The sequence below is a fragment of the Kitasatospora sp. NPDC059722 genome (assembly GCF_042733235.1).
Taxonomy (GTDB): Bacteria; Actinomycetota; Actinomycetes; order Streptomycetales; family Streptomycetaceae; genus Kitasatospora.
Genome location: NZ_JBHWGD010000055.1, coordinates 1 through 24,888, shown reverse-complemented (window position 1 = coordinate 24,888; position 24,888 = coordinate 1). Strand labels below are relative to the sequence as shown.

General features: G+C 74.1%; 22 protein-coding genes. 11 read left to right on the top strand and 11 right to left on the bottom strand.

What is annotated here, in order from left to right:
* Positions 1-251 precede the first annotated feature (251 nt).
* Entirely contained in the window at positions 252-1,343 is a 1,092-nt protein-coding gene (locus tag ACFV4F_RS29340) for a hypothetical protein (protein ID WP_380506909.1), read from the top strand.
* A 176-nt stretch (positions 1,344-1,519) separates the two neighbouring features.
* Here ACFV4F_RS29340 and ACFV4F_RS29335 read toward each other — a convergent pair whose 3' ends face one another.
* Positions 1,520-2,176: a response regulator gene (locus tag ACFV4F_RS29335; protein ID WP_380441947.1), complete on the bottom strand. Its 657-nt coding sequence runs from the start codon at positions 2,174-2,176 to the stop codon at positions 1,520-1,522.
* Entirely contained in the window at positions 2,173-3,408 is a 1,236-nt protein-coding gene (locus ACFV4F_RS29330; RefSeq protein WP_380441945.1) for a sensor histidine kinase, read from the bottom strand. The genes ACFV4F_RS29335 and ACFV4F_RS29330 overlap by 4 nt, the downstream gene beginning before the upstream one ends.
* Before the next feature lie 154 nt (positions 3,409-3,562).
* On the opposite strand from ACFV4F_RS29330, the gene ACFV4F_RS29325 reads away from it, so the two are divergent.
* Positions 3,563-4,474, top strand: coding sequence for an ABC transporter ATP-binding protein (locus tag ACFV4F_RS29325; RefSeq protein ID WP_380506906.1), 912 nt, complete (start codon positions 3,563-3,565; stop codon positions 4,472-4,474).
* Entirely contained in the window at positions 4,471-5,349 is an 879-nt protein-coding gene (locus ACFV4F_RS29320) for an ABC transporter permease (RefSeq protein ID WP_380506903.1), read from the top strand. The genes ACFV4F_RS29325 and ACFV4F_RS29320 overlap by 4 nt, the downstream gene beginning before the upstream one ends.
* A 31-nt stretch (positions 5,350-5,380) precedes the next feature.
* Here ACFV4F_RS29320 and ACFV4F_RS29315 read toward each other — a convergent pair whose 3' ends face one another.
* Complete coding sequence (locus tag ACFV4F_RS29315) at positions 5,381-5,944, bottom strand: DUF4291 domain-containing protein (RefSeq protein ID WP_380496601.1); 564 nt, start codon at positions 5,942-5,944, stop codon at positions 5,381-5,383.
* Between the two features lie 59 nt (positions 5,945-6,003).
* Positions 6,004-6,834 (bottom strand): tyrosine-protein phosphatase, encoded by an 831-nt coding sequence (locus tag ACFV4F_RS29310; RefSeq protein ID WP_380506900.1) that lies wholly within the window; start codon positions 6,832-6,834, stop codon positions 6,004-6,006.
* 213 nt (positions 6,835-7,047) lie between these two features.
* On the opposite strand from ACFV4F_RS29310, the gene ACFV4F_RS29305 reads away from it, so the two are divergent.
* Together ACFV4F_RS29305 and ACFV4F_RS29300 are read left to right on the top strand one after the other, a co-directional pair.
* On the top strand, positions 7,048-7,953 hold the full coding sequence (locus ACFV4F_RS29305; protein WP_380506897.1) for a GntR family transcriptional regulator: 906 nt from the start codon (positions 7,048-7,050) through the stop codon (positions 7,951-7,953).
* A gap of 58 nt (positions 7,954-8,011) precedes the next feature.
* Positions 8,012-9,148, top strand: coding sequence for a PucR family transcriptional regulator (locus tag ACFV4F_RS29300; protein WP_380506894.1), 1,137 nt, complete (start codon positions 8,012-8,014; stop codon positions 9,146-9,148).
* Between the two features lie 513 nt (positions 9,149-9,661).
* Here the strand turns inward: ACFV4F_RS29300 and ACFV4F_RS29295 are convergent.
* On the bottom strand, positions 9,662-10,825 hold the full coding sequence (locus ACFV4F_RS29295) for a hypothetical protein (protein WP_380506891.1): 1,164 nt from the start codon (positions 10,823-10,825) through the stop codon (positions 9,662-9,664).
* Positions 10,826-10,923: 98 nt separating this feature from the next.
* On the opposite strand from ACFV4F_RS29295, the gene ACFV4F_RS29290 reads away from it, so the two are divergent.
* The 3 genes from ACFV4F_RS29290 (at position 10,924) to ACFV4F_RS29280 (ending at position 13,265) form a co-directional block, all read left to right on the top strand.
* Positions 10,924-11,202 carry a hypothetical protein gene (locus tag ACFV4F_RS29290; protein ID WP_380506888.1) on the top strand — a complete coding sequence of 93 codons (279 nt, stop codon included), beginning with the start codon at positions 10,924-10,926 and terminating at the stop codon, positions 11,200-11,202.
* Positions 11,203-11,307: 105 nt separating this feature from the next.
* Positions 11,308-12,204: a methyltransferase domain-containing protein gene (locus ACFV4F_RS29285; RefSeq protein ID WP_380506885.1), complete on the top strand. Its 897-nt coding sequence runs from the start codon at positions 11,308-11,310 to the stop codon at positions 12,202-12,204.
* Positions 12,205-12,209: 5 nt separating this feature from the next.
* The gene (locus ACFV4F_RS29280) at positions 12,210-13,265 is read left to right on the top strand and encodes a Rieske 2Fe-2S domain-containing protein (RefSeq protein WP_380506882.1); all 1,056 of its coding nucleotides are present in this window, start codon (positions 12,210-12,212) and stop codon (positions 13,263-13,265) included.
* 28 nt (positions 13,266-13,293) lie between these two features.
* On the opposite strand, the gene ACFV4F_RS29275 is transcribed toward ACFV4F_RS29280, so the two are convergent.
* Both ACFV4F_RS29275 and ACFV4F_RS29270 read right to left on the bottom strand, forming a co-directional pair.
* Positions 13,294-15,621 (bottom strand): PQQ-binding-like beta-propeller repeat protein, encoded by a 2,328-nt coding sequence (locus ACFV4F_RS29275; protein ID WP_380506879.1) that lies wholly within the window; start codon positions 15,619-15,621, stop codon positions 13,294-13,296.
* Between the two features lie 94 nt (positions 15,622-15,715).
* Positions 15,716-17,995: a PQQ-binding-like beta-propeller repeat protein gene (locus ACFV4F_RS29270; protein ID WP_380506876.1), complete on the bottom strand. Its 2,280-nt coding sequence runs from the start codon at positions 17,993-17,995 to the stop codon at positions 15,716-15,718.
* Positions 17,996-18,045: 50 nt separating this feature from the next.
* Between ACFV4F_RS29270 and ACFV4F_RS29265 the strand changes: the two genes are divergently transcribed.
* On the top strand, positions 18,046-18,192 hold the full coding sequence (locus ACFV4F_RS29265; protein WP_380506873.1) for a hypothetical protein: 147 nt from the start codon (positions 18,046-18,048) through the stop codon (positions 18,190-18,192).
* Positions 18,193-19,712: 1,520 nt separating this feature from the next.
* On the opposite strand, the gene ACFV4F_RS29260 is transcribed toward ACFV4F_RS29265, so the two are convergent.
* The 3 genes from ACFV4F_RS29260 to ACFV4F_RS29250 form a co-directional block, all read right to left on the bottom strand.
* Complete coding sequence (locus ACFV4F_RS29260; RefSeq protein ID WP_380506870.1) at positions 19,713-21,302, bottom strand: FAD-dependent oxidoreductase; 1,590 nt, start codon at positions 21,300-21,302, stop codon at positions 19,713-19,715.
* Positions 21,303-21,346: 44 nt separating this feature from the next.
* A complete protein-coding gene (locus tag ACFV4F_RS29255) occupies positions 21,347-22,270 on the bottom strand; it encodes a diiron oxygenase (protein ID WP_380441915.1) in 924 nt (307 codons plus the stop codon).
* Between the two features lie 161 nt (positions 22,271-22,431).
* A complete protein-coding gene (locus ACFV4F_RS29250; protein ID WP_380506868.1) occupies positions 22,432-23,478 on the bottom strand; it encodes an alpha/beta hydrolase in 1,047 nt (348 codons plus the stop codon).
* A gap of 424 nt (positions 23,479-23,902) precedes the next feature.
* Here ACFV4F_RS29250 and ACFV4F_RS29245 point away from each other — a divergent pair, with 424 nt between their 5' ends.
* The gene (locus ACFV4F_RS29245) at positions 23,903-24,073 is read left to right on the top strand and encodes a hypothetical protein (protein ID WP_380506865.1); all 171 of its coding nucleotides are present in this window, start codon (positions 23,903-23,905) and stop codon (positions 24,071-24,073) included.
* Here the strand turns inward: ACFV4F_RS29245 and ACFV4F_RS29240 are convergent.
* Entirely contained in the window at positions 24,068-24,298 is a 231-nt protein-coding gene (locus tag ACFV4F_RS29240; protein ID WP_380506862.1) for a hypothetical protein, read from the bottom strand. The two genes, ACFV4F_RS29245 and ACFV4F_RS29240, sit on opposite strands and share 6 nt — an antisense overlap.
* 74 nt (positions 24,299-24,372) lie before the next feature.
* Between ACFV4F_RS29240 and ACFV4F_RS29235 the strand changes: the two genes are divergently transcribed.
* Positions 24,373-24,813, top strand: coding sequence for a hypothetical protein (locus ACFV4F_RS29235; RefSeq protein ID WP_380506860.1), 441 nt, complete (start codon positions 24,373-24,375; stop codon positions 24,811-24,813).
* Positions 24,814-24,888: the final 75 nt, after the last annotated feature.

Sequence of the window (24,888 nt, the reverse complement as noted above, 5' to 3'; positions counted from 1 at the left end):
TGTTGTGTGGACGGTCTCCATACTGTTGCGGAACTCCCCTCCGAATGTTGATAGAAGGCGTCGCTACGCGCATGGACGTGCCCTGACCTGCCCGCTTTTGGAGTTCGCTACGGTACGGCTGGGTTTCCTTTGCTTCCGATCTCGTTGACCCGCTTTCAGCGGCTCTGCTTTGCTTCGGGCCACCCTTTCGGCCCCATGAACCGCCGGCGCACCCCACACCTCCGCGCCGGCGGCAGAGAGGAACCCTCACGATGGGCATGTCCCCCACCTCCAGAGTCCTGACCGGCCTCTCCTCGCTGGTGCTGGCCGCCGCCGGCTTCGCCGCCGCCGCACCCGCGCAGGCGGACCAGCCCGGCAGCGAGTTCGCCGGGCACACCCACCCGTACCGGCACGGCGTCGTCCCCACCAAGGAGGCCGGCGCCGCCGCGGCCGGGAAGCGCACGTCGAACCTCAACTACGGCGGCGGTGTCGACGGCATCGGCGTCACCACCGGCGCTCCCAGGGTGTACCTGGTCTTCTGGGGCTCCCAGTGGGGCACCCAGGGCACCGACGCCAACGGCTACACCACGCTCTCGGGTGACCCGAGCGGCATCGCCGTCCGCGCGCAGCAGTTGTTCAAGGGCCTGGGCACGAACAACGAGACCTGGTCCGGCGTCATGACGCAGTACTGCGAGGGCATCACCAAGGGCGCGACCTCCTGCCCGTCCACCGCCGCCCACGTCGGCTACCCGACCGGCGGCGCGCTGGCCGGCGTCTGGGTCGACCCGTCGGCCGCCGCCCCGGGCCAGGCCACCGGCAACCAGATCGCCAACGAGGCGATCAAGGCCGCCGGGCACTTCGGCAACACCACCGGTGCGGCCAACCGCAACGTCCAGTACGTGGTGCTCTCCCCCACCGGCACCCACCCGGACGGCTTCAACACCACCTCCGGCAGCTTCTGCGCCTGGCACGACTGGAACGGCGACTCCACCCTGAGCGGCGGCGCGGCCTCCTCCCCGTACGGCGACATCGCGTTCACCAACGACCCGTACGTCACCGACATGGGCACCTCGTGCGGCCAGAACTACGTCAACACCGGCACCGCGGGCCTGCTGGACGGCGTGACGATGGTGTACGGCCACGAGTACTCCGAGACCATCACCGACCAGAACCCGGCCGGCGGCTGGACCGACTCGTCCGGCTCCGAGAACGCCGACAAGTGCGCCTGGAAGGGCACCGGCGGCGTGGGCGGCGCGCAGAACGTGACGCTCGCGACGGGCTCGTTCGCGATGCAGGGCACCTGGGCGAACGACTACAACGGCGGCGCGGGCGGCTGCGAGATCTCGCACCCGGTCGTTCCCTGAACTGTCCGGGCACCCGTCCGGGCACCCGTCCGGGCAACCATCCGGGCAACCGTCTGAGCACCACGTGAGAACCATCTGAAGGCCGCCGGAAAACAGGCGCCGGGGCGGGCAGTGCGGGCCCGCCCCGGCGCTTTGCCGTGCCCGGGGGGATAGGGGCGCGGAGCCGCCGTCGGGACCTACGGTGCGACGAGGCCGAACTCGTAGGCCTGGATGACCAGGTGGACCCGGTCGCGGGCGTCGAGTTTGGCGAAGAGCCGGGCGACGTGCGCCTTCGCCGTGGCCACGCTGATGACGAGTTCCGCGGCGATCTCGGCGTTCGACAGCCCCCGCCCGACCAGCGTGAGCACCTCGCGTTCGCGTTCGGTGACGATCGAGGCGACGGGCCGGCGCGGGGTCGGCGCGGACTGCGGGCGGGCGGCGAACTCGCCGATCAGACGGCGGGTGACGCTCGGCGCGATGAGGGCGTCCCCGGCGGCGACGACGCGGATGCCGTCGAGGATGGTCTCCAGGGCGAGGTCCTTGACGAGGAACCCGCTCGCGCCGGCGCGCAGCGCGCCGTACACGTAGTCGTCGTCGTCGAAGGTGGTGAGGACGAGCACGTGGGTGTCCACGCCGGGGTCGGCGGCGATGCGGCGGGTGGCCTCGATGCCGTCGACGCCGGGCATGCGGATGTCCATGACGGCGACGTCCGGGCGCAGCCGGGTGACGAGGTCGACGGCCTCGGCGCCGTCGCCGGCCTCGCCGACGACCTCCAGGTCGGGGGTGTCGGCGATGAGCACGCGCAGGCCGGTGCGGATGAGCGGCTGGTCGTCGACCAGGACGACTCGGATCACGGTCCCACCTCCAGGGGGAAGTCCGCGGGGAGCGGTAGTCGGGCGGCGACGCGGAAGCCGCCTTCGGGGCGCGGGCCGGCGCTGAACTCGCCGTTCAGCAGGCTGACCCGTTCGCGCATGCCGGCGATGCCGTAGCCGGTGCCGGATCCGCGCCCCGGGCCCGAGCCGTGGCCCGGGCCGGCTCCGGAGCCGCCGCCCGCGCCGGCACCGACGCCCAGGTCGACGACGGTGACCTCGACCTCGTCCGGGCGGTGGTCGACGGTGACGTGGCAGTCCCTCGTCCCGGAGTGCTTGACCACGTTGGTCACCGCCTCCTGGACGATCCGGAAGGCGGCGAGGTCGACGTCGGCGGGCAGGTGGCGCGGCTCGCCGGTGCGGGTGAGTGCGACGCGGACGCCGGCGACCGCGGTGTTCGCCACGAGCCGGTCCAACTCGGCCAGTCCGGGCGCGACTTCGAGCGGCGCGGACTCGCCCTCGCCCTGCCGCAGCGCGCCGAGCATGCGGCGCAGTCCGGCGAGGGTCTCGCGGCTGGTGGCCTCGATGGCGTCGAGCGCGTTGCGGGTCTCGGCGGGCTGGGTGTCCATGACGCGGCGGCCCATGCCGGCCTGGATCGCGATGATGCCGATGTTGTGGGCGACCATGTCGTGCAACTCGCGGGCGATGCGCAACCGTTCGGCGGTGACGGCCTGTTCGGTGGCGCGCCCGCGCAGGGCTTCGGTGTGGCGGCGGCTCTGGTGGATCGTGTTGCCGACGAGCCAGGCGATGGCAACGGTCGCGCCGATGCCGCCGTAGGCCATCGGGTTGACGGGGTAGCCGTTGAGGGCGCCCCAGAGGAACAGTCCGAGGAGCATGGCGAGCGGCATCCCGGCGGCGCAGAGGGAGACGAGCCGGGTGCGGGTGGCGGCGCAGTAGCCGACGACGGCGTCGGCGATCAGGAACTGGAGGACGGTCGTCTCGGGGACCTTCCACATGCCGAGCGAGAAGAGGCCGCCCGCGAGCGCCACCGCGATGGCGGCGAGCGGCAGGCGCACCAGCAGCGCGGCGACGGACGTGGTGACGACCGCCGTGACGACGAGCGGCATGTCCTCGGGGTTGCCGTCGTAGGTGAGGAGGTGGCGCAGTTCGTCGGCGCGCGTGAAGAACCGGAAGACGACGACGGCCGCCCAGAACGCCGCCACCCACACGCCCGGGGGCAGGCGCCGGAGCAGTGGCGGGCGGGCTTCGATGATCATCGCCCGATCGTATCGATCATCCGTGCGCCGCACAGTGGCCCACGGGCCTAATCCCCGGGGCCACTGCACCGGTCGCGCGGTGTGTCCCGTGGGCCGCGCGGTGTGTCCCGTCGCCCGATGCCGGTGCACGGCTCCGACCGGCACCGTTGTCCCCGTGATCGAGATCGAGCGACTCAACAAGCGGTACGGCGACAAGCTCGCCGTCGACGACCTGTCCTTCACCGTCCGGCCGGGCACCGTCACCGGTTTCCTCGGCCCCAACGGCGCCGGCAAGTCCACCACCCTCAGGATGGTCCTGGGGCTCAACACGCCCACCGGCGGCACCGTCACCGTCGACGGCGTCCCGTTCGCCGGGCGCCCGCGCGGCCTGCGGCACGTCGGCGCCCTGCTGGACGCGCAGGACGTGCACGGCGGGCGCAGCGCCCGGGCGCACCTCGCGGCGCTGGCCCGCAGCAACCGGATCCCGCTCGGGCGGGTGGACGAGGTGCTGGCGGAGGTCGGGCTCGGCAAGGCCGCCGGGCGCCGGATCGGCGGGTACTCGCTGGGCATGAAGCAGCGGCTGGGCATCGCCGGCGCGCTGTTGGGCGATCCGCCGGTGCTGCTCTTCGACGAGCCGCTCAACGGGCTGGACCCGGAGGGCGTGCTGTGGGTGCGCGGGCTGTTCCGGCGGCTCGCGGAGGAGGGGCGGACGGTCTTCGTCTCCAGCCACATGATGGCCGAGATGGAGCACACCGCCGACCGGCTGATCGTGATCGGCCGGGGCCGGCTGATCGCCGACGAGAGCCTCGCGGACTTCTCGGCCCGGCACGCGGTGGCGGGCGTGGCCGTGCGGACGCCCGAACTCGCCTCACTGGTACCGGTCTTGACGGACGCGGGCGCCGAGGTGCGGCGCGAAGGCCCGGAGGCCGGCCTGGTGACCGGCCTGCCCGCCGCCCGGATCGGCGAACTGGCCCTGCGGCACGGCGTGGTGCTGCACGAGCTCGCCCCCCGTACGTCCTCCCTGGAGTCGGCGTTCATGTCCCTGACCGCCGACAGCGTCGAGTACCTGGCCGGAGATGCCCGATGAGTACCGTGACCGTTCAGCCCGCAGCCCCGCTCCAGCCCGCGGCGCCGCTTCACCCCGAGGCGCCGCTGCACCGCTTCACCGACCTGCTCGCCGCCGAGTGGATCAAGCTCCGCTCGCTGCGGTCCACCTACTGGGTGCTCGCGCTGGCCTCGCTGGTGGCGATCGCGGTCAACATCAACGCCGTCCACACCGACCTGACGTACATCGACCACCCGCCCGCGCGGATGCCCGGCATGCCGCCGTACCGGTACGACCCGCTGTACCACGGGCTCGGCAGCATTTCGAGCGCGCTGATGGCCGTCGCGGCGGGCAGCCTCGGGGCGATCACCGTCTTCGGCGAGTACACCACCGGGCTGATCCGCACCACGTTCGCCGCCGTGCCCGACCGGCGCGGGGTGATCGGCGCCAAGGTGCTGCTGATCGGCGGGATCACCGCGCTCGCCGGGGCGGTGGTGTCGGTGGTCTCCTTCTTCGCCACCAACGCGATGCTGGCCTCCCGGCACGTCGGGCTGTCCATCACCGACGACGGCTGCCTGCGGGCGGTCCTCGGGTACGCGGCGATCGTGCCGGTCTGCGCGCTGATCGGGATGGCGCTGGGGGCGCTGCTGCGGCACGCGACCGCGTCGATCGTCTCGCTAGTGATGCTGCTGTTCATCCTGCCGATGATGTTCGGCGGGGACCGCTACCGGTGGCTCAAGGAGATCGGCACCCACCTGCCGCTGGCCACCGTGCAGCGGCTCGCCATCAACCCGAACTCGACGACCACGATGGGGAAGTACGCGCCGAGCGTGCTGGACTCCTGGATCACCATGGGGGTGTGGGGCGTGGCCGCGGTGGCGGTGACGGTCGTCCTGGTACGGCGGCAGGACGTGTGAGGACGGGCCGGGGCGGCGGGACCCGCGGAGGTCAGTCCGCTCCCAGGCGGCGGGCGATCGCGGCCGGCAGCGGGTACGGGCGCTCGGGCGGCAGCAGGCGCTCGGCCTGTGCCGCCCGGCCGGCCCGGACCAGGTCGGCGATCCGGTGCACCCGCGGCGTGAGGTCCGTGAGGCCGACCACCCACTCGTCGGCGAACGTCCGGATCAGCGAACGGCCCACCCCCACCTGGATGCTGTAGTGGTTGAGCGCTCCCCCGCGCAGCGTCCGCTCCGGGTCCCATTGGACGTGCACGGCCGCACCCGCGACCTCGTCCGGGTGCGCCGTCGTCAGGACCGCCCGGGCCAGGGCCTCCTCCCAGCCCTCGCGAGTGATCCGGACCGCCAGCACCCGCGTCTGGCCGGGCTTGCGGGCCCAGTTGCTGCGGTGCATGAGCCAGCGGAACGACGGCTTGATCCAGGTCATCCGCCGGAACGAGAACGGCGCCACGAACCGGCCCGCCGCGAGCGCCGGGTCGGCGACGGCGGGGGCGTACGCCTGGTAGAGGACGATCGTCCGCTCGTCGTGGTCGGCCCGGATCCCGTACAGCGCGGTCATGCCGACGCACGTTGCCAGGAGGGGCGGGCGGCGGCAACGGGATTTGCGGCTCCCGGGCCTCAGCCTGCGGCGGGCTCCACGACGCCGGCACTGACGGCGGCATCGGCGGCGGGATGGGCGGCGGCATCGGCGGAGGCCTTGGCGGGATCGGCGGGATCGGCGGAGGCATCGGCGGAGGCCTTGGCGCGGAACGCGGCCAGCGTCTCCGCGCTCACGCCGCAGGCCGGGAGGAAGGCGGCGGCGCCGCCGTGGCGGGTGCGGACCAGGTCGAGGAACACGGCCATCGCCTCGGCCGGGGCCTGCAGCAGCGGGGCCGGGATGTGCAGGTCGGGCCGCTCGTTGAGGGCGGTGCGGTGGCGGTCGGCGAGACCGGCGAAGATCTGCGGCAGCGCGTCGGCGGTGCGGACGTAGTCGGCGACGATGAGCTCGGCCGGGACGCCCAGCAGGTCGAGCAGCAGCGCGGTGAGCAGCCCGGTGCGGTCCTTGCCGGCCGCGCAGTGCAGCAGGACGGCGCCCGGACGGGCCGCGGCCTCGACGGCGGCGGCGACGGCGGCCGGGGCGGACTCGGCCATCAGCACGTAGAAGTCGCCGAGGTCGGCGGCGGTGGTCATGGTGCGCAAGCGCTCGGCGAGGCCGTCGGTGGCCGGGTTCACCGGGGCCGCGACGACGGCTATCCCGGCGGACTCGGCGGCGGCCCAGTCGGCCGGGTCGGTCTCGGAGCCGTCGCGCAGGTCGACGATGGTGCGGATGTCGCAGGCCCGCAGCTGCTCGACGGTGGCGGCGTCGGCGGCCGGGAACGGCTGGGCGGAGCGGTAGAGCACACCGGGGCGCACCCGCAGGCCCTCGGGGTCGCCGAGGACGGCGGAGTCGCGGAAGTTGACCAGGGACATGCGCGGCCTATGCCTTTCGAGAGGACATCTAGACATCTAGATGTGTCGTCCAGATGTCTAACCGCTCCGAGGGGTCGCGGGCAAGCCGCCGTGCCCCGGGGCTACCTTCCATGGCACCGCTCCGGGGCCGGATCGTCGAGCCGGGGCCCGCGTCGAGCCGGGGCCCGCGCCGGACGGGAATCGTCGGGCCGGGAGCTTCGTAGGATCGTGCCCGTGGCGACCAACCCTCCCAGCACCCCCCTCTACCGCCGCCTGGCGCGACAGCTCCAGGAGCGGATCGACGCCGGCGCGTACCCGGCGGGCGCCCGGCTGCCCAGCGAACCGGAGCTGAGCGCCGAGTTCGGTGTGAACCGGCTCACCGTCCGGCAGGCGGTGGCGGAGCTGGAGCGCGCGGCCGTCGTCGAGATCCGGCGCGGGGTCGGCACGTTCGTCCGGCCGCCGGCGGTGCGCGTCTCGATCACGGTGGACCCGCGCAGCCAGCGGTTCGACCTCGGGAGCGTGCACAGCGCGCTGCCGGGCGCCCCGGAGGGCGGGGACGGCGAGTTCGTGCTGGGCGCGCGGCCGGTGGCCGGCTCGGCGGAGGACGAGGAGGCCGCCCGGCAGCTGGGCCGCGGGCCGGGCGAGCTGTCCCGCGTCGACACGGTGATCCGCCTCGGCGGGCGGGCCCGGGCGGCGTGCAGCTACTGGGTGCCGTTCGGGCCGCTGTCCGCGGAGCTCGTCCGGCCCGGCCGGCCCGGCAACCTGGTGCTCGACCTCGCCCGCGCCGCCGGGGTCGAGCTGGAGTACGACTGGCGGGCGTTCGGCGCGATCGGCGCCGACCTCGCCGACGCCGAACTCCTCGGCGTCCCGGCGGGCACGCCACTGCTCGTGCGCGAGGGCGTCAGCTGCACCCCGGACGGCGCCCCGGCGCTGTACGTGCGGCGGCGGATCGACGGCAGCAGCGCGCGCTTCGTCCTGCACTTCCGCGAGCCGCTGGGAGCGGAGCCGGGCGACTCGGCGGCGGGCAGGCCTGGGACGGGTGGGCCTGGGCCTGGCGACTCGGCGGCGGGCGGGCCTGGGACGGACGGGCCTGGGCCCGGCGACTCGGCGGCGGGCAGGCCTGGACCGGACAGCCCGTAGCGGTCCTGCTAGGGTTCCGCGCCGGTAGCGGCGCGAACGAAGAGCGGGGCGGAACACGATGACGGCGGGGAACGAACCCGGACCCGGCCCCGGCATACCCGCCGAACTGGCCACCGCCTGCACGGACTTGCTCGCCCAGGTCGCCCGCACCGGCCGGCTCCCGCACCGCGCCGAACTGGAGCACCTGCGCACCCTCGGCGAGCACTGCGCCGAAGCCGGCTACGGCCTGCGCGAGGTGGTCGCCCACGGCCTGGCCGCCACCCGCCGGGCCTGGCACACCCTGCCGGACGTCACCGCCGCGAGCGGCGTCGGCGACCTGCGCCGCACCGGCGACGCCGTCCTCGCCGCGACCGAGGCCGCCCTCGCCGCCCTCGGCGAGGGCCACGAACGCGCCCAGCGCATGGCGGTGCGCCAGGAGGAGTCCGCACGGCGGGAGTTCATCGACGACCTGCTGCACGGCCGCACCGACCTCGGCGCCCTCGCCGAACGCGCCGACCGCTTCGGCCTGCGGCTCGCGAGCGCCTACGCCGTCGCGGTGGCCGCCGTCGACGGGCCCGCGGCGGACGCGCACCACGTGCACCACCTGGTGAGCCGGGTCGAACGGGAACTGGTCGGGCGCTTCGGCGAACGGGGTGTCCTGCTGACCGGCAAGGACGGTCGGCTGGTGTGCATCGCCCCGGACAGCGAACGCGTGGTGCTGGAGGCGTTCACCGAACTGGCCCTGCGCCCCGGCACCGGCTACCGCCCGGTCCGGCGGGTGGCGACGGGCCGCCGCCACTCGGGCGCGAGCGGGGTGCTGCGCAGCTACGAGGAGGCGCTGGGGGCACTCGACTACGCGGAGCGGCTCGCCCTCCCCGCACGGCAGTTGAAGGCGGAGGAGCTGCTCGTCTTCCCGGTGCTGATGCGCGACCGCGCGGCCATGGCGGACCTCGTACGGACGGTCCTGGGCCCGCTGACGGAGGCGAGGGGCGGGGCCCGCCCGCTGCTGGACACGATCGTGGTCCAGTCGGAGACGGCCTACGTCAACGCGGAGGCCGCCCGCCGCCTGGGCCTGAGCGTCCGGACCCTGGGCTACCGCCTGGAGCGGATCAAGGCCCTGACCGGCTACGACCCGTCCGACGCCCTCCAGCGCTTCACGCTGGAGACGGCGGCCATGGGGGCCCGGCTCCTGAACTGGCCGGAGCAGCCGCTGTAGCGACGCCAGCCGGCGGGCGGGCATGCACGCGGGCGGGCGGGCGCGCTTGGGCGCACGCGCGTTTCCGGGTGTCAAAGGGGCGTCAAGATTGCCGGGTCCTGGCAATGTGCGGAGGGCCTCCGCACTGTCACGATCTCCGTGGCGCCGAGGTGTGCGGTGCCACCGGAACGCGCTCGGGGGCGCGGCCCACGACGGGGGACGTCGCGGCCGCGGCGGGCTGTCCGGTGGTGCGGGCGGCCCGGTGCCGACGGCCGTCGCCGGGTTCGGACCGACGGCCGTGGGCCGGCGCCCGACAGGGGGTGGCGCCGGCCGCAGTGGGGGTGCCGGGCACCGTGCCGGGGGGCACGAGCCGGCGGGCACCCCGGGGGGTATGCCGGTCACGTCGGTCACGGTGTCGGGGGACACGGTGCCGACGCGACCGGCCGCCGCGCGCCGCAGCGGCCCCGAAGCCCGTCCCGCCCCCGAAGCCCGTCCCGCCCCCGAAGCCCGTCCCGCCCCCGGAGAGCCGGTCCCCTAACCGCAGCCGAACACGTCGTCCACCAGTTCCAGCCACAGGTCGAGCCTCGGCGCCACGTTCTTGAACATGTGCTTCGCACCCCGCCGCCGCTCGTAGGACGCCACCAGCAGGTGGGCCACGCGCTCCGTTTCGGCCGGGAGCTGACCGTGGATAATCTCCGTCCAGCGCGGCGAGTTCCGCCCCCCGTCGTGCAGCGTTGCGCGCGGCAGCATCCGGCAGGCGCCCCAGATCACCAGTTCGGGCGCGTACTCGAGCAGCTTGTAGTGGCCCGTGCTGTGGCGCTTCCGGAGCCGCGCGAGCGCTTTCTGCGCCTCCCTCCGCGCCTCGACGGCCCGTTGGACGCTGATCGCGTGCACGTCCTCGTGCACGATGCTCCGGTAGGCGTCGCTGCCGAGGTCCGACCAGAGCGCGTCCAGGCCCTCGTCGGTCTGCAGCCGATTGCTCAGCCGGGGGCTCGACCCGCGGGAGAGCGCCGCCAGGGACCTGAACACGTCCGCGATCGTGAAGCCCACCGGGTGCGGCCCGGACACGACACCCCGGCGGGTGTCGAAGTAGCTTCCCTCTGCCGCAAATTCCTCCCGCACGGCCCGGAGGTGCGGGCAACTGCCCAGATTGTCCTGCGGAACGGCCGGACTGACGCACCGGTCCGCCGTGTCGCACAGGTCCCGGGTCCGCCGGCGGTCCTCACCGGTGACCACGACCACCCACAGCACGGCCTTGACCAGTTCCGGCGGCGGCAACTCGCGGGCGACGTGGGCCATAATCACCAGCCGCTGGAACCCGTCGTAGCACTCCAGCCCCGAAACCCAGAGCCGGCCGCCCCCGCGCACCCGGTCGGCCTCCCACTGGAGGCTCTCCGCTCCGAGGACGATCGGTCCGCCGACGAGGCCGAAGTCCTGCGGACGCCGGCGGAGCATCTCGGCGAGCGCCTGGTTCCCGGGGCTCTCCGGCAGGTAGCCGCGCCTGCTGCGCAACGCGATCGCCGCGTCCGGCATGGCCGCCAAGGCGGCCAGGGCGATCGCGTCGACCTGCACGAGCCAACGGTCACCGAGCGGTACGGCGTGGAGCACCGGAAGGACATGCCGATTGGCCGACGGGCGGGTGTCGGCTTTCCATGAGATTCCTTGCCAAGCATCAAGCGGTGCAGCGTAGTTGTTCATGGCCGGTTCAACGCAGGGCGGGCCCGCGGGTTGCGGAGCCCGGGGCTGGACCGGCTCCGCGCGTCCCACCTTCCGGGCGTCTTCCCCACCCCCGCCGGGTGGAGCCCTGCCGAGGCGGCCTGCCGGTCGCGGCGCCGGCCGGCACGACCGAGGCCCGCCCGCCGGTCTCGGCGCCGGGCGGCACGGCCGACGTCAGTCCACCTCATGGCCGCCCCGGGCCTTCCCTGCACGTCCCGCAGCACGACACCCTGGTCTTCACCGGGCACTGCGCCACCGAGGTGCACCTGCTTCCGGACACCGGGCACTGCGCGATCTCGAAGATGGGCGAGGCGATGGAGCTCATCACGGCGTGGCTGCGGAAGACGATGGTCAGCTGATCATCTCGTCGCAACGACTTCGCACGAATTCGCACGACTTCGAACGAACGAGCCCCGCGCGTGGCGCGCGAGTCCGCGCCTCACGTGCGGGGCTAGCTTGTCTGCATGATCGCTCAGGAACCCGATCTCGCCGGGTTGCGCCGGGTCTACGGGCGTACGGGCAGCCGGCTGTTCTACAGCCGGGTGGCGCGCAACGCCCGGCACTGGGGGTGGACCGAGCCCGGGCAGTCGAAGTGGCGCCTGTGGCGGGCGCAGCGGCAGCTGGAGGACGTGCTCGGCCGCAGGCTCGCGCTCCCGCCGGGCGCCGAGGTGCTGGACGCGGGCGCCGGGGCGGGCGTGGTGGCGCGGGCGATGGCGGTGCGGTTCGGGCTCGCGGTCACCGGCGTCGACCTGCTGGACTTCCACGTCGACGAGGCGAACCGGCTGAGCGCCCGCGCGGGACTGTCCGACCGCACCACCTTCTCGTGCGGCGACTACCACCGACTCCCGTTCCGCGACGGCACGTTCGACGGCGCGTACTCGATGGAGACGCTCGTCCACTCCTACGACCCGCCGCGCGCCCTCGCCGAGCTCCACCGGGTGCTGCGCCCGGGCGGGCGGCTGGTGCTGCTCGGTCCGATGAGCACCGTCCCGCTGGACGAAATGGCGCCGGACGCACGGGCGTTGCTCGAACCCTACCTGGACGCGATGGTGATGACGGGCGCCAAGGTCTACCACGCCCGCAACCTCCCGCTCCTGCTCGCCGAGGCAGGGTTCCAGGTCGAGGAGGCGCTGGACGCGACGCCGTACTACACGCCGACGACGGAGGCCGTGTACGCGTACTTCCGGCTTCCGTGGGCGGTGCTGCGCCGGTTCGGCGATCCGGCGCGCTGGCTCAACCTCCGTTCCACGGTGGAGATGTACGCCGTGCGGGCATACGTCGCCTGGTACGTCCACACCGCCGTCAAGCCGAATGCCGTCAAGCCGCTCTCCCCCGCTTCCGCCGCCGAGCCCCCGAGGTGAACCGCATGACGAACGCCGCCCCACTGCCGTACCCGAGCGGCTGGTTCTGCGTCGGCCTCGCCCGGGACGTCCCGCCCGGCCGGGTGCGGACGGCCCGCCTGATGGGCGAGGACGTGGTGCTGTACCGCACCCGGCGCGGCACGCTGCGCGCGGTGGGCCCGCACTGCCCGCACCTGGGCGCGCACTTCGGGGCGGGCGGGACCGTCCGGGGCGAGGACCTGGTCTGCCCGTTCCACGGCTTCGCGTTCGGGCCGGACGGCTCGTGCACGGGCGCGCCGGACGGCACCCGGCTGCGGGCGGGCCTGACGCACAACCACCTCGCCGAGCGGGACGGCATCCTGTACGTCTGGCGGGGGATCGCCGACGAACCGCCCACGTGGGAACTCCCACCGCCGGTCGGGGCGGTGCCGCTCGCGTGGTGGCGCGGGGAGGTGCTGTCGCACCCGCAGGAAGTGGCGGAGAACAGCGTCGACTTCCGGCACACCGCCGTCCTGCACGGCCTGGACACCCGGGAGACCGCCCCGCCGGAGATCGCCGGCCCGCTGTTCACCGTCCACCAGCGCACGACCACCCGCTTCCTGGGCCTCGGCGCGGTCAGCCTGGAGCAGCCGGTCACGCTGGCCGGGCTCGGCTCGATCCAGGTGGTGGCGGAACTGCCGGGACTGGGCCGCCGGCTGCGGGTGTGGGTGCTGTCCACGCCGGTCGCGCCGTGGCGGACGGCGGTGCTGATCGCCGTGGCGGTCGGCCGGCCGGCACCGGGGGTGCCGAGGGTGCCCGGGGTGCCGGGGGCGCCGGGGGTGCTCGCCTCGGCGGCGGACCGGGCGGCGGACCGGGCGGCGGCGTGGGTGGCGCTGCGGGGCACCGTGCGCGTCGTCAAGCAGGACCGCCCGGTGCTCGCCCACAAGCGCTACCTGGCGCAGCCGCGCCTGGTCCCCGGGGAACGCTCGATCGGGCTGCTCCGGCGCTGGGCGCGGCAGTTCTACGGCGAGGAGATCGGCGGAGCGGTCCGGCCCGAGCCGTTCGCCGACGGGGCGCCGACGGAGGGGGCGCTGGCGGACTGACGGGTCGACGGACCAGCGCCTCCGCCGCTCAGCTCCGCGCCGCCTTCCCGTCCGCCGCGAGCGCGACCAGGCCCTTGTCCGTCGGCCCGTAGACCCTTCCGCCGCCCGCCCAGAACGGCACCAGGGCGGTCGTCTCGGTGCTCGGCGTGAAGTCGAAACTCCACCGGGCGTCGCCGGTGTCCGGGTCGAGCGCCCACACCTGTCCGTGCGCCCACACGTACACGTTGCCGTCCGCGCAGAACACCTCGATCCGGTTGACCGAGCCGATCGGCAGCGACCCCGACCAACGGACCGCGCCGCTCTTCGCGTCGAAGGCCTGCACGACCACCGCCGGTCCCTCGAACTGCGACGCGGCCGCGTAGACGGCGGTGCCGTCCGGACTCGCCGCCGCGGCCTGGAAGACCGGCCGGCCGGGCGACTGCCACGCCACCGCGCCGCCCTCCGGGTCGAGGGCGTAGAGGTGGTCGGTGAGGAACAGGAACCGGCCGCCGGCCGAAGCGTGCGGGCCGTCGGAGAAGGCGGGGAGGGTGGTGAGCGAGGTGATCGTGGTCCCGGCTCCGGGGGCGGGCTGCTCCCACACCGTCTTCCCGGCGGCGGTGGTGTCGAGCGCGGTCAGCTTGGAGATCGTGCGGTCGGCGGTGGCGGTGTTGTACAGCACGCGGGTGCCGGAGGACGGCACCAGGAGCCGCCCGTACACCGGCTGGGTGTGGGGGTAGGTGGTCTCCCAGCGGACCGCCTGCGTCGCCGGGTCGATCGCCTGGACGAAGGTGGCCTGCTGGTACTGCGGCGGCGCCGGCGGGGCGACATGGGTGACGGTCCCGTCCCCGTGGACGTACAGGACCCCGTCGAGCAGGCCCGCGAGCGAGACGTTCGTGAGGCCGACGGCCTTCCGGGTGATCGACCAGGCGACGGTGCCGGTGGCGAGGTCGACGGCCTTGATCGCGTAGTTGAGGTTGAGGGGGTCGGTCAGGCTCACGAACCCGCCGGCGTAGGCCTTGCCGCCGCCGACCACCAACGCGCCGGAGCCGAGCCCGGTCCACGAACGGGCCATCTGGTTCGACAGCGGGCCCCAGAGGGGACGGCCGGACTGGTCGAAGGCGCGGACGCCGGTCATCCCGGCGACCAGGACGGTGCCGCCCTCACCGGCCAACTGGATCGCGGGCTCGTCGAGTTGGGCGGTCCAGAGGGGGGTGGCGGCGGTCTTGGTGTCGATCGGGCGGGTGAGGTCGGTGGGGGCGGGGCGTCCGGGGGCGGCGGTCGAGGGCTTCGCTCCGTCGCCGGAGGCCCGGTCCGAGGAGGACGGGAGCGCGTAGTACAGTGCGGCGCCGCCCCCGGCCAACGCCACGGCTCCCCCGGCCAGGCCCAGGAGGAGCTTGCGGCGGGAGGGCCTGGGCTGATCGGTCGGCCCGGGAGCGGGCTCGGGCTGCGGGGGCGCCGCGGGCGGCGCCGTGGGCGGTGGCGGGACGGACGGCGCGAGCACAGCCGCCGCCCGCTCGATCTGCGTCACCAACGACGGGTGCAGCCAAGGACCTTGGGCCACCGCCCCCGCACCGCCCTGCGCGAGCGCGGCCACGACCTGCTCCGGCGTCGGACGGTCCGCCGGCTCCTTAGCCAGGCAGGCCGCGATCAGGAGCCGCAGCCCGCCGGGCACCGCCGACAGGTCGGGCTCCTCGCCCGCCACCTTCTGCAGCACCGCCAGCGGGTGCCCGCCGTCGAACGGCCCGCGCCCGCCGGAGGCCGCGTACACCAGCGTCGCGCCGAGCGAGAACACGTCGCTCGCCGGGCCCGCCGTCCGGCCCAGCGCCTGCTCCGGGGACATGTACGCGGGCGTGCCGAAGATCGCGCCCTCGGCGGTGAGCGCGGTGCCGTCGGCCGCCCGCGCGATGCCGAAGTCGATGACGTGCGGGCCGTCCAGCGCCAGCAGGACGTTGCTCGGCTTGAGGTCGCGGTGGGTGAGCCGGGCCGCGTGGATGGCGCGCAGCTCCTCGGCGATCCCGGCCGCGACGATGCGCAGCACGTGCTCGGGGAACGGCCCGACCAGCATCACCGCCTCGTCCAGGCCGATGCCCGGCACGAAGGCGGTCGCCAGCCACGGGACGGGCCCGTCCGGGTCGGCGTCCACGACCGGCGCGGTGAACGCCGACGACGCGGCGCGCGCGGCGGCGACCTCGCGCCGGAACCGGGCGTGGAAGCCCTGGTCCCCAGCGAGTTCGGGTCGCACCACCTTGACGGCGACCGTCCGTCCGCCCGCCGACCGGCCCAGGTACACGACGCCCATGCCGCCCGCCCCGAGCCGGCCGAGCAGCGCGTACGGGCCGATCCTGGGCGGGTCGGCGGGGTCCAGCTGCCGCATCATCGGGTTCCGTTCGGTTCGGGGGCGGGTTCGGGGGCGGAGGCGGGTTCGGGGGCGGGGGCGGGTTCGGGGGCGGGGTGGTCGTGCACGGTCGTGCTCACGCTCCGTTCGCGTGCAGGGCGGTCACCGTGGACGTGCTCGGGTCGGACACGCACAGCCGCCCGTCGCCGGCCGTCCAGGCCAGGGTGGTCGGGTCCTTGCCCTTCAACCCCGAGTACTTCCAGCGGGGTTTGCCGTCCGCCGGGTCGAGCGCCCACAGGACGGTGTCCGGGCCCATCCGGTAGAGGTTGCCGTCGGCGAGCAGGAGGCGGGCGCCCAGGTACGCGGCGTCCGGCGGGTCGGGCGGCAGCGGGGTGCGGTGGCGGGGGCGGCCGTTGCCGGTGTCGAGGGCGGCGACCGAGACGCCTCCGTCCGCGTCCTTCATCAGGCAGTGCACCGTGCCGCCGTCCGCCGAGGCCGCGAAGCCGTCGCCGCGCAGGGAGGCGCCGATGACGCCGTCCGTCGTCCACGTCGGGTTGCCGGTGGCCGGGTCGAGGGCGGTCAGGGTGCCCCGGACGGCGTCGGGCACGAGGTAGTGGCCGCCCGCGGCGGTCAGGCCGAGGGAGGGCATCCTCCGCTCCCACGCGACCTCGCCCTTGGCGTCCAGCATCTTCAGGGTGTCCTGGGTGCTCAGCGCCGCGTGGTCGTCGCCGGGCAGGAGCGCGAGTTCGAGCAGCTGCGCCTGGTCGCCGTGCAACCAGGCGGTACGGCGGCCGGCCAGGTCCACCGCCCACACGTGGAAGCCGGTGTCCGCGATCCCCCGGTCCGCGCCGTCGCCGAGGCCGATCAGGTAGGCCCGGCCGGCGCGGACCCCGGCGAACAGCAGCTCGCCCACGGCGTGCGGGTGGTCCTGCTGGAGCCGCCAGTCGATCGAACCGTCGGCCGGGTTCACGCTCACCAGCTCGCTCCTCGGCGCGGCTCCGACCATCGCCATTCCGACGGTGTAGAGGCGGTCACCGCCCAGGGCCGAGAAGTTCCGGGGCATGCCGCCCATCGCGTAGCCGGCGTCCGCCGTCCACTTGGTGTGCCCGGCGTCGTCCACGCCCCAGATGTGGCCGAGCCCGATGCAGGCCGTCACGCCGGGAGCGGAGAGGAGTTGGGGGCAGGCGGACGGCAGGTTCACCTTCCAGGCGAGGGACGCCTCGGGGACGGAGGCGACGGCGGGGCGGGTGGTCGTGGCGCCCGTGGTGGCGGCGGCTCCGGGCGGCGCGTGGACGTCGCGGACGTCCTGCTCGTGGACGTCCTGCTCGCGGAGGAGAGCGACGGTCGTGGCCGCGCCCGCTGCGGTGAGCACGCCGCCGCCGATGGCCAGCAGGACGCGACGGCGCGGGAGCCGGCGACGCGGGGGTTGGCGGGGTGGGGCGTCGGACGGGGGCGGCGTGTATGCCGGGGGCAGGTATGCCGGCGGCGGGTATGCCGGTGGCTCCGGGGACTCCGGTCTCTCCGATGGCTCGGGTGCCGCGGTGAGGACGCCCCGCACCGCGAGCACGTCCGCCGTGACGGCCTGCGGGAGCCAGCCGCCCGCCGTGTCGGGACGGCCGATCCGCTCGACCAGGTCGACGAGCTGCCGCGGGGCCGGCCGGTGCACCGGGTTCTTCGCGAGGCAGGCGCCCACCAGGTACCGGAGGCCGTCCGGCAGACCGCTCAGGTCCGGCTCGGTGTTGACCACGCGGAACAGCACGGCCGCAGCGGCACCCTCGCCGAACAGGTGCCGTCCGAGCGCCGCGTACGCGACCGTCGACCCGAGCGCGAACACGTCGCTCGCCGGGGCGAGCGGCTCGCCCAGTGCCTGCTCCGGTGACATGTACGGCGCCGAACCGATCACCGAACCGGTCGTCGTCAGCCCGGTGCCGTCGGCGGCGCGCGAGATGCCGAAGTCGATGACGTGCGGACCGTCCAGCGCCAGCAGCACGTTGCCGGGCTTGAGGTCCCGGTGGATCAGCCCGGCGCGGTGCACCTCGTGCAAGGCCTCGGCGAGCCCGGCGGCCAGCGTGCGGACCGTCCCCTCGGGTAACGGGCCGTGCCGCACCACCGCGTCCTGCAGCGGGACGCCCACGACGAAGGCCGTGGCCATCCAGGGGGTGACGGCCTCCGGGTCGGCGTCGACGACGGGCGCGGTGAACGCCCCCGACACCCGGCGCGCCGCCGCGACCTCCTGCCGGAACCGCGCGCGGAAGCCCGGGTCCCCGGCCAGCTCCGGCCGCACGACCTTGACGGCCACGGTCCGCCCACCGGCCGACCGGCCCAGGTACACGGCCCCCATGCCACCGGCCCCGAGCCGTCCGACCAATGCGTACGGCCCGACCTGTCGCGGATCCGCAGGCCCGAGTTGCTCCACCGTCTCCCCCTCCCCGCGAGCCCTCAAAGGCTAGGGCCAACCGCGGTGCGGTGACAGTGGATCATCCGGGTTTTATCGACCCGGCACTGCCCGGCACCCACCCCGGTGGCGGAGCCGCCAAACTCTCCCACACCGGATCCACCACCCCCGGCACCGCCCGCCCGGCCGCCCACCAGAGCCGCACCAACTCGGCATAGATCGGCACCCCGGCGGCGTCCCGCAGAATCGTTTCCTCGCCCATCGATGCAACACAATCACTCACGCCCCGCCCAACGCCCCCACCCCACCGGAGACACGCCCCCACCACCCCTTCACCCCGAATCCCCACCCCACTTCGCACAGAAAGTCGACCCAGCCGACTTCCTGTGCGCCCACCCCCAACCGCCCTCCCCTACAACGCCCTACGAGCCACCCCTGCAACAGGAAGTCGGCGAGCTCGACTTCCCGTGCGCTCACGCGAGGGCCAACCGGAGCCGCCACGCCCGCACAGAAAGTCGGCGAGCCCGACTTCTCACGCACCACTCACTCACTCGGAGACCCCACCCCACACGCCACCCACCAGCCGACACACAGAAAGTCGACGTGGCCGACTTCTTGCACACTCACCCTCGAAATCCACCTCAAGCCCGCACACGAGGTCGACCAACCCGACTTCTCACACACCCACTCACTCACTCGAAACTCCACCCTGCACACCACCCAGCAGCCAATACACGAGAAGTCGGCAGGCCCGACTTCTCGCGCGGGCTGCACAAGAGTTGGGGCGTTGGGATTGGTGCGTCAAAAGTCGGGTCGACCGACTTCCCATGCGGGTTGGGTGCGCCGCCCGTACAAGCCAGCGGGCGAGGAAGGCGCCAGCTGCGTACAGGAAGTCGAGCAGACCGACTTCCCGCGCGGGACCGGCGCGAGGGGCGGTGGGTGCCAAGGAATCACTAGCGCTGGTTCGTCAGCGGCCTGAGGGATGACTCCGCCAACGCCAGCCGGCGAGCCTCGCACAAGAGGCGGTCGGCGGGCGAGCGCGCAGGAAGTCGAGCAGACCGACTTCTCGTGCGGGGCCAGCCGACGCCTGGCATCCGGCTCAGTGCACCCCCAAAGCACAGGGATCGCCGCTGCATAGGAAGTCGGGCGGGCCGACTTCTCACGTAGGTGCTGGCATGCGAAGAGTAGCGCCGTCAGATGGTGCGTTAGCGAACGATGTGGACGCCGATGCGCAAAGAGTCGGGCGGGCCGACTCCTCGCGCAGGCGCTGCAACGCGACGAGCAGCGCCGGCGGCCGCCGCGTGCGGGTGCACGAAGGGGTCGCCAATGCGCAGGAAGTCGAGCTGGCCGACTTCTCGTGCGCAGCTCGATGGGCGGAATAACGCAGGGGACGGTGGTGCACAGGGTCGGACGGGCCGACTTCCCGCGCGGGCGCTGCGGCGCGACGAGCAGCACCGGCGGGCGCCGCGCGCGGGTGCACGAAGGGGTCGCCGATGCGCAGGAAGTCGAGCTGGCCGACTTCCTGCGTGTGGCCGCCGGGTGGGGCGGCGATGCTCAGGAAGTCAGGCGGGCCGACTTCTCGCGCGGGTGCTGGGGTGCGACGAGCAGCGCCGGCGGGCGCCGCGTGCGGGTGGACGAAGGGGGCGGCGATGCGCAAAAAGTCGGGCGGGGCGACTTCCTGTGCGTGGTCGGTGGGTGGGGCGGCGATGTGCAGGACGTCGGGTGGGGTGAGGTGGGGTTAGGGCTTGGAGCGGGCGGCGGCGAGGAGGGCTGGGACGGTGGCCAGCTTTACGCGGGGGCGGCCTTCGGCTTCGCCTCGGGTGCGTTCGGCGCGGTCCACGGCTCGTAGTTCCTTCAGGCCCACCGTGTCGGGGCGCCGGGAGCGGATGAGGTGGTCGAGGTCCTTGCGGGTGGCGGCCGGGGTGGGGAGGGTGCGGGCGGTGGCGTCGTCGAGGAGGGCGTCGACGGTTTCGCGGGCGCAGGCGCGGTTGGCGCCGATGCCGCCGGACGGGCCGCGTTTGGCCCAGCCGACGACGTAGGTGCCGGGGAGGCCGTCGACGCGGCCGCCGTGGTGGGCGACGGTCTCCGTCGTCTCGTCGAACGGGAGGCCGGGGATCGGGACGCCCCGGTGGCCGATGGAGCGCACGACCAGGCCGGCCCGGATCACCTCCTGCTCCCCCGTGGCCCGCCGGACCGCGACCCCCGTCACTCCCCCGTCGTCCCCGGTCAGAGCCGTGGGGGTGGAGAAGAAGCGGAGCACCAAGCGGCGAGCCCCCTCGGGCTCCGCCGAGCCGTCGAAGCGCACCAGCGGCAGCCCGTCCAGCAGAGGCGCGGGGGCGGACCCGGACGAGTCCACCACCACCTCCACTCCGGGCAGTTGGCGCAGCGCGAGGAACTCCGACCGCGTCCACGCCGCCTCCGCCGGCCCGCGCCGCGCGACCAGGACGACCTCCCGCACCCGGCTGCCGCGCAGGGCGGCGAGCGCGTGGTCGGCGATGTCGGTGGTGGCGAGCCGGTCGGGGTCGGTGAGCAGGATGCGCGCGATGTCGACGGCGACGTTCCCGTTGCCGATCACGACGACCCGACCGCACGAGGACGAAGACAGCGTCACCGCGTCGGCCGGCACGGTCGGTTCGGCGTTGTACCAGCGCACGAAGGTGGTGGCGGGGAGGCTGCCGGGCAGGTCCTCGCCGGGTATGCCGAGCCGCCGGTCGGCCGCCGCGCCGACGGCGTAGACCACCGCGTGGTGGTGGGCGGCGAGTTCGTCGTGGGTGAGGTCCGTGCCGGCCTCGACGTTGAGGTACATCCGCAGCCGCGGGTCGTGGAAGACGCCGGCGAAGCTCTCGGCGATGCGCTTGGTCGACTGGTGGTCGGGGGCGACGCCGTGCCGCAGGAGGCCGCCGGCGACGGGCAGCCGGTCGATCATGGTGATCTCGGCGCCGGTGGTGCGCAGCAGTTCCTGCGCGGTGTACCCGGCGGAGGGCCCGGTGCCGACGACGGCGACCCGCAGCGGCCCGAGCCCGTCGGGCAGGCTGCGGGGGAAGGTGGGCGCGCCCCACGCGTGGTCGTTGGGGTGGTCGCGGTACCAGTCCCGGTTGAGGTCGCCGTACACGGTGTCGGGCCCGCGGAGCCGGTCGACGGGGAAGACGGCGTCGACCGGGCAGGCGTCCGCGCACGCGCCGCAGTCGATGCACGCCGCCGGGTCGATGTACAGCATGTCGGTCGTGCCGAACTCCGGTTCGTCCGGGGTCGGGTGGATGCAGTTGACCGGGCAGACGGACACGCAGGAGGCGTCGTTGCAGCAGGTGCGGGTGATCGCGTAGGCCATGGCCGGGGGTGGGTCCTCACTGAGTGGGGGGGAGGAGGGGGAGGTCAGAGCATGTCGATGCGCCGGTAGATGGCCGCGGAGCGCTGCGTGAGGAGCCCGGTCTCGGCGAGGAAGGCCATCAGGTGCCGGGAGCTGGTGCGCATCATGGCCTTGCGGTGCTCGTTGCCCCGGACTTCGGCGAGGGCCCGCGCGACGTCGAGTCCGGTGGCCTTGTACACCCCGGGGTGCACCATGCTGGTGACGATGACGTACGCGCCCATGGCGATGCCCGTCGCGGAGGTGCGCCGCCGGGCGGGGCCGGCGTGCCGCATGCGTTCGCGGATCTCCTGGCGGGCGAACTTCATGTGCCGGGATTCCTCGACGACGTGGATGCGGGAGGTGCCGCGGACGATGTCGAGGACGTTCTCGCCGCGCATCCAGTCGCGCTGCATGACGTCGAGCACCTCCTCGGCCACGAGGATGCCGCCGTAGGCGAGTTCGCCCTTCGCGAGGGATTTGAAGGCGCGGCCGGCGTTGGCGACCACCTTGTTCGGCCGGTACGCGGGCACGCCCATCTTCTGGCAGGCGCGCGCGAACATGATCGAGTGCCGGCACTCGTCGGCGATCTCGGTGAGCGCGAACTGGAACTCGGAGCTGGCCGGGTTCTTGAGGTACTGATCGCGGAGCACCATCTGCTGGAGGATCATCTCGAACCAGATGCCGGTGTTCATGATCGAGCAGACCTCGTGCCGGGTGAGGGTCACGCGCTGCTGCTCGGTCATCTCGTCCCAGAGGCGGGTGCCGTAGAGCGTGCTCCACTCCGGATTGAGGCCGTAGTGCTCGTCGGGGAGGGGGGCGTCCCAGTCGATCTCGGTCGACGGGTCGTACGAGAGCATGGCGGCCGAGTCCAGCAGCCGTTTCGAGACGTCGTCGTCGGCAACGGTGTGCTGGTCGTTCCTCCGCCGCGCCGCCGGGTCGGTGAGAGCCATGGCTGCCTCCAGGTGCCTGCTCCTGCGGGTTCCCGCTGACCCGCTTATTAGACGGACAGTACAATAAGAGCCCGCCGCCGAGAACCCCCCGCGCGACGGGCCGGATCAAAGAAACGCGGGCCGTCTCAAAGAAACGCGGGCCGCCTCAAAGAACCGAAGCCCTACCGCAGCGCCTTCCGCAGCGCCTCCGCCGCCTCCGCCGTCGCCTCGCGGAACCGGTGCCCGATCCCGATGTAGTTGGCGTACCCGTGGATCAGGTCAGGCTGCCGGCTCAGCTCCACCTCGACCCCCGCCGCCCGCAGCGCCTCCGCGTACGCCTCGCCCTCGTCGCGCAGCGGGTCGTAGCCGGCCGTGCCGACGTACGCGGGCGGCAGGCCGGTGAGGTCGGCGGCGCGCAGCGGTGAGACGCCCGGGTCGGCGCGGTCGACCGGCTCGGGGGCGTAGCGGTCCGCGAACCAGTCCATGTCGGCGCTGGTGAGGAAGAAGCCGTCGGCGAAGAGGTCCCGGGACGGCCGCCGGACGGACGCGTCCGTCGCCGGGTACAGCAGCAGCTGGAAGACGGGCGCGGGCCCGCCCCGGCGCACGGCCCGCTGCGCGGCGACGGCGGCGAGGTTGCCGCCCGCGCTGTCGCCGCCGACAGCTATCCGTGCCGGGTCCGCGCCGAGGTCGCCCGCCTTGGCGAGGGCGAAGTCGACGGCGGCGAGGGCGTCGTCGGCCGCCGCCGGGTACGCGTGCTCGGGCGCCAGGCGGTACTCCACCGACAGCACCCGCACCCCGGCCCGCTGGGCCAGGAACCGCGAGACGTGGTCGTGGCTCGCCCGGGAGCCCACCACCCAGCCGCCGCCGTGGAAGTACACGAGCAGCCCGGACCGCTCCCCCAGCCCGGCCGGACTGTACAGCGTCGCCGCCAACTCGCCGCCGCCGGAGGGGATTCCGACCTCCCGGACGGCCACCGGCCCGATCGTCGGCCCGCCCACCAGATACCGCGCGTACTCCATCGCCGTCCGCGAGGGCCCGACCCCGCCCGGCAGGACGAGGGCCGCCTTCGACAGCCGCTGCAGCTTGAGGATCAGCTGCGCGTCCAGGGCGAGCGTCTGCCCGTCCCGCACGACCGGCGCCCCCACGATCGCCCGCCGCACCCCCTCCGGCAGCGCGAACGCGCCCCGGACGACGGCGGCCTGGATCCGGACGGGGAATGGAATCGACATCGCTGCCTCCTGGGGGGCTCTCCTGGGGAGCCCCCATGATGGGGCCGCCCGCCGGTCGGGGGAACCCCGCCTCGACGCCCGCTCAAGGCGGTCGCGAGCCGGCACGGCGGGCACCCGGGCGGCACCGTCAGCCCACCTTCCGGATCACCTCCGGCGCGGAACCCGTGTCGTTGCTCGGGTTCGAGGCATCCCGCTGCCCTTGGAATCCCACGTAGAGCGGCTGGACGCTCTCCGGCACGAGGTAGATCTCACACGTGACGGTCCTGCCGTCGGTGAGGTGCATTTCGTCGTCCGAAGGCGCCTGACACGGCGCGAACTTGACGCCCCAGGACGGAGCGAAGAAGTACGCCCGCTTCGGTCGGCACCGTGCAGGAGCAACGTCCTCGACGGCCGTCTCACCCGGGAGGCGGCGGACGAGTGGGCCGTGCAGCAGATGCACCTGACCGAGGACGACACCGACGAGTCGGCCGCCCGGGCCCTCGCCCTGCTCGCCGGGATCGACCTGCGCCACAGCCCCGGAGCCCCCTACCTGCACAGCGACGAGCAGGTCAGCGGCCGGCTCGACGAGCTCCGGGCCCGCCGGGCGACGTCATGACGCCACCCGGCCGGCCCGCTCCGCGAGGTACCGCCGCTCGGGCGCGCTGACCGTACGGGCCGCGGCCTCGCGGTAGGCGGCGGCAGCCTCCGCCGACTGCCCCAACAGCTCCAGCAGCTCCAGCAGATGCCCGCGCACCGCGAAGGGCCGGTGGTGGCGCGGCGGCCGCCGGTCCGCCTCCAGCTCCGAGAGCAGCGCGAGTCCGGCGGCCGGCCCGTGCACCATGGCCACCGCCACCACCGGCCGGCGAGAAATGTCGGCACCGGCCGTGGTCAGTGGGGATTGGTAGGTTCCCGCGCATGGCTGACTTCACCAATCGCCGCCCGGTCACGTCGGCGGACTCGCTCACCCCGCTCCACGCGGCGCAGGTCGCCCTGAGCGGCAGGCTCTACGACGGCGAGGACCTGCCCGCCGAGCGGCGGCTGTCCGCGGACGTGGACGGGGACGCGGACGGCGACGCGGACGGGAACGACGACGACGAGGGCGTGCTGCACTTCTGCGAGCTCTGGGACGTGGTGGCCGACGGAGTACCGCGCTACGAGGCCTGGTTCTACCAGGTGGACAGCGGTTCGATCTTCCTGGCCGGGACGACGGAGGTGGTCGCGGAGGTCATCCAGTGCGGGCTGGAGTGCCCCGACCCCGAGCGGCGGCTGGAGCTCGGCGCGGCGATGGTCCGGGCCGGCCTGCTGCCCGCCTCGGACTCGGCCTACCGGGAGTTCCGCGAGGCGGCGGCGATGTGAGAAAAAAAGGCCGGTGGGGGGGGCGGGCGGGGGGGCGGGCGCCCCCCCCCCGCCGCCCCCGCCGGGCGGGCGCGC

Bases quoted from the DNA above. Each gene is read 5' to 3' on its own strand.
- ACFV4F_RS29340 (WP_380506909.1), top strand. From the start codon at position 252: ATGGGCATGTCCCCCACCTCCAGAGTCCTGACCGGCCTCTCCTCGCTG.
- ACFV4F_RS29330 (WP_380441945.1), bottom strand. From the start codon at position 3,408: ATGATCATCGAAGCCCGCCCGCCACTGCTCCGGCGCCTGCCCCCGGGC.
- ACFV4F_RS29320 (WP_380506903.1), top strand. From the start codon at position 4,471: ATGAGTACCGTGACCGTTCAGCCCGCAGCCCCGCTCCAGCCCGCGGCG.
- ACFV4F_RS29315 (WP_380496601.1), bottom strand. From the start codon at position 5,944: ATGACCGCGCTGTACGGGATCCGGGCCGACCACGACGAGCGGACGATC.
- ACFV4F_RS29310 (WP_380506900.1), bottom strand. From the start codon at position 6,834: ATGTCCCTGGTCAACTTCCGCGACTCCGCCGTCCTCGGCGACCCCGAG.
- ACFV4F_RS29300 (WP_380506894.1), top strand. From the start codon at position 8,012: ATGACGGCGGGGAACGAACCCGGACCCGGCCCCGGCATACCCGCCGAA.
- ACFV4F_RS29295 (WP_380506891.1), bottom strand. From the start codon at position 10,825: ATGAACAACTACGCTGCACCGCTTGATGCTTGGCAAGGAATCTCATGG.
- ACFV4F_RS29285 (WP_380506885.1), top strand. From the start codon at position 11,308: ATGATCGCTCAGGAACCCGATCTCGCCGGGTTGCGCCGGGTCTACGGG.
- ACFV4F_RS29280 (WP_380506882.1), top strand. From the start codon at position 12,210: ATGACGAACGCCGCCCCACTGCCGTACCCGAGCGGCTGGTTCTGCGTC.
- ACFV4F_RS29275 (WP_380506879.1), bottom strand. From the start codon at position 15,621: ATGATGCGGCAGCTGGACCCCGCCGACCCGCCCAGGATCGGCCCGTAC.
- ACFV4F_RS29260 (WP_380506870.1), bottom strand. From the start codon at position 21,302: ATGGCCTACGCGATCACCCGCACCTGCTGCAACGACGCCTCCTGCGTG.
- ACFV4F_RS29255 (WP_380441915.1), bottom strand. From the start codon at position 22,270: ATGGCTCTCACCGACCCGGCGGCGCGGCGGAGGAACGACCAGCACACC.
- ACFV4F_RS29250 (WP_380506868.1), bottom strand. From the start codon at position 23,478: ATGTCGATTCCATTCCCCGTCCGGATCCAGGCCGCCGTCGTCCGGGGC.
- ACFV4F_RS29240 (WP_380506862.1), bottom strand. From the start codon at position 24,298: ATGGTGCACGGGCCGGCCGCCGGACTCGCGCTGCTCTCGGAGCTGGAG.
- ACFV4F_RS29235 (WP_380506860.1), top strand. From the start codon at position 24,373: ATGGCTGACTTCACCAATCGCCGCCCGGTCACGTCGGCGGACTCGCTC.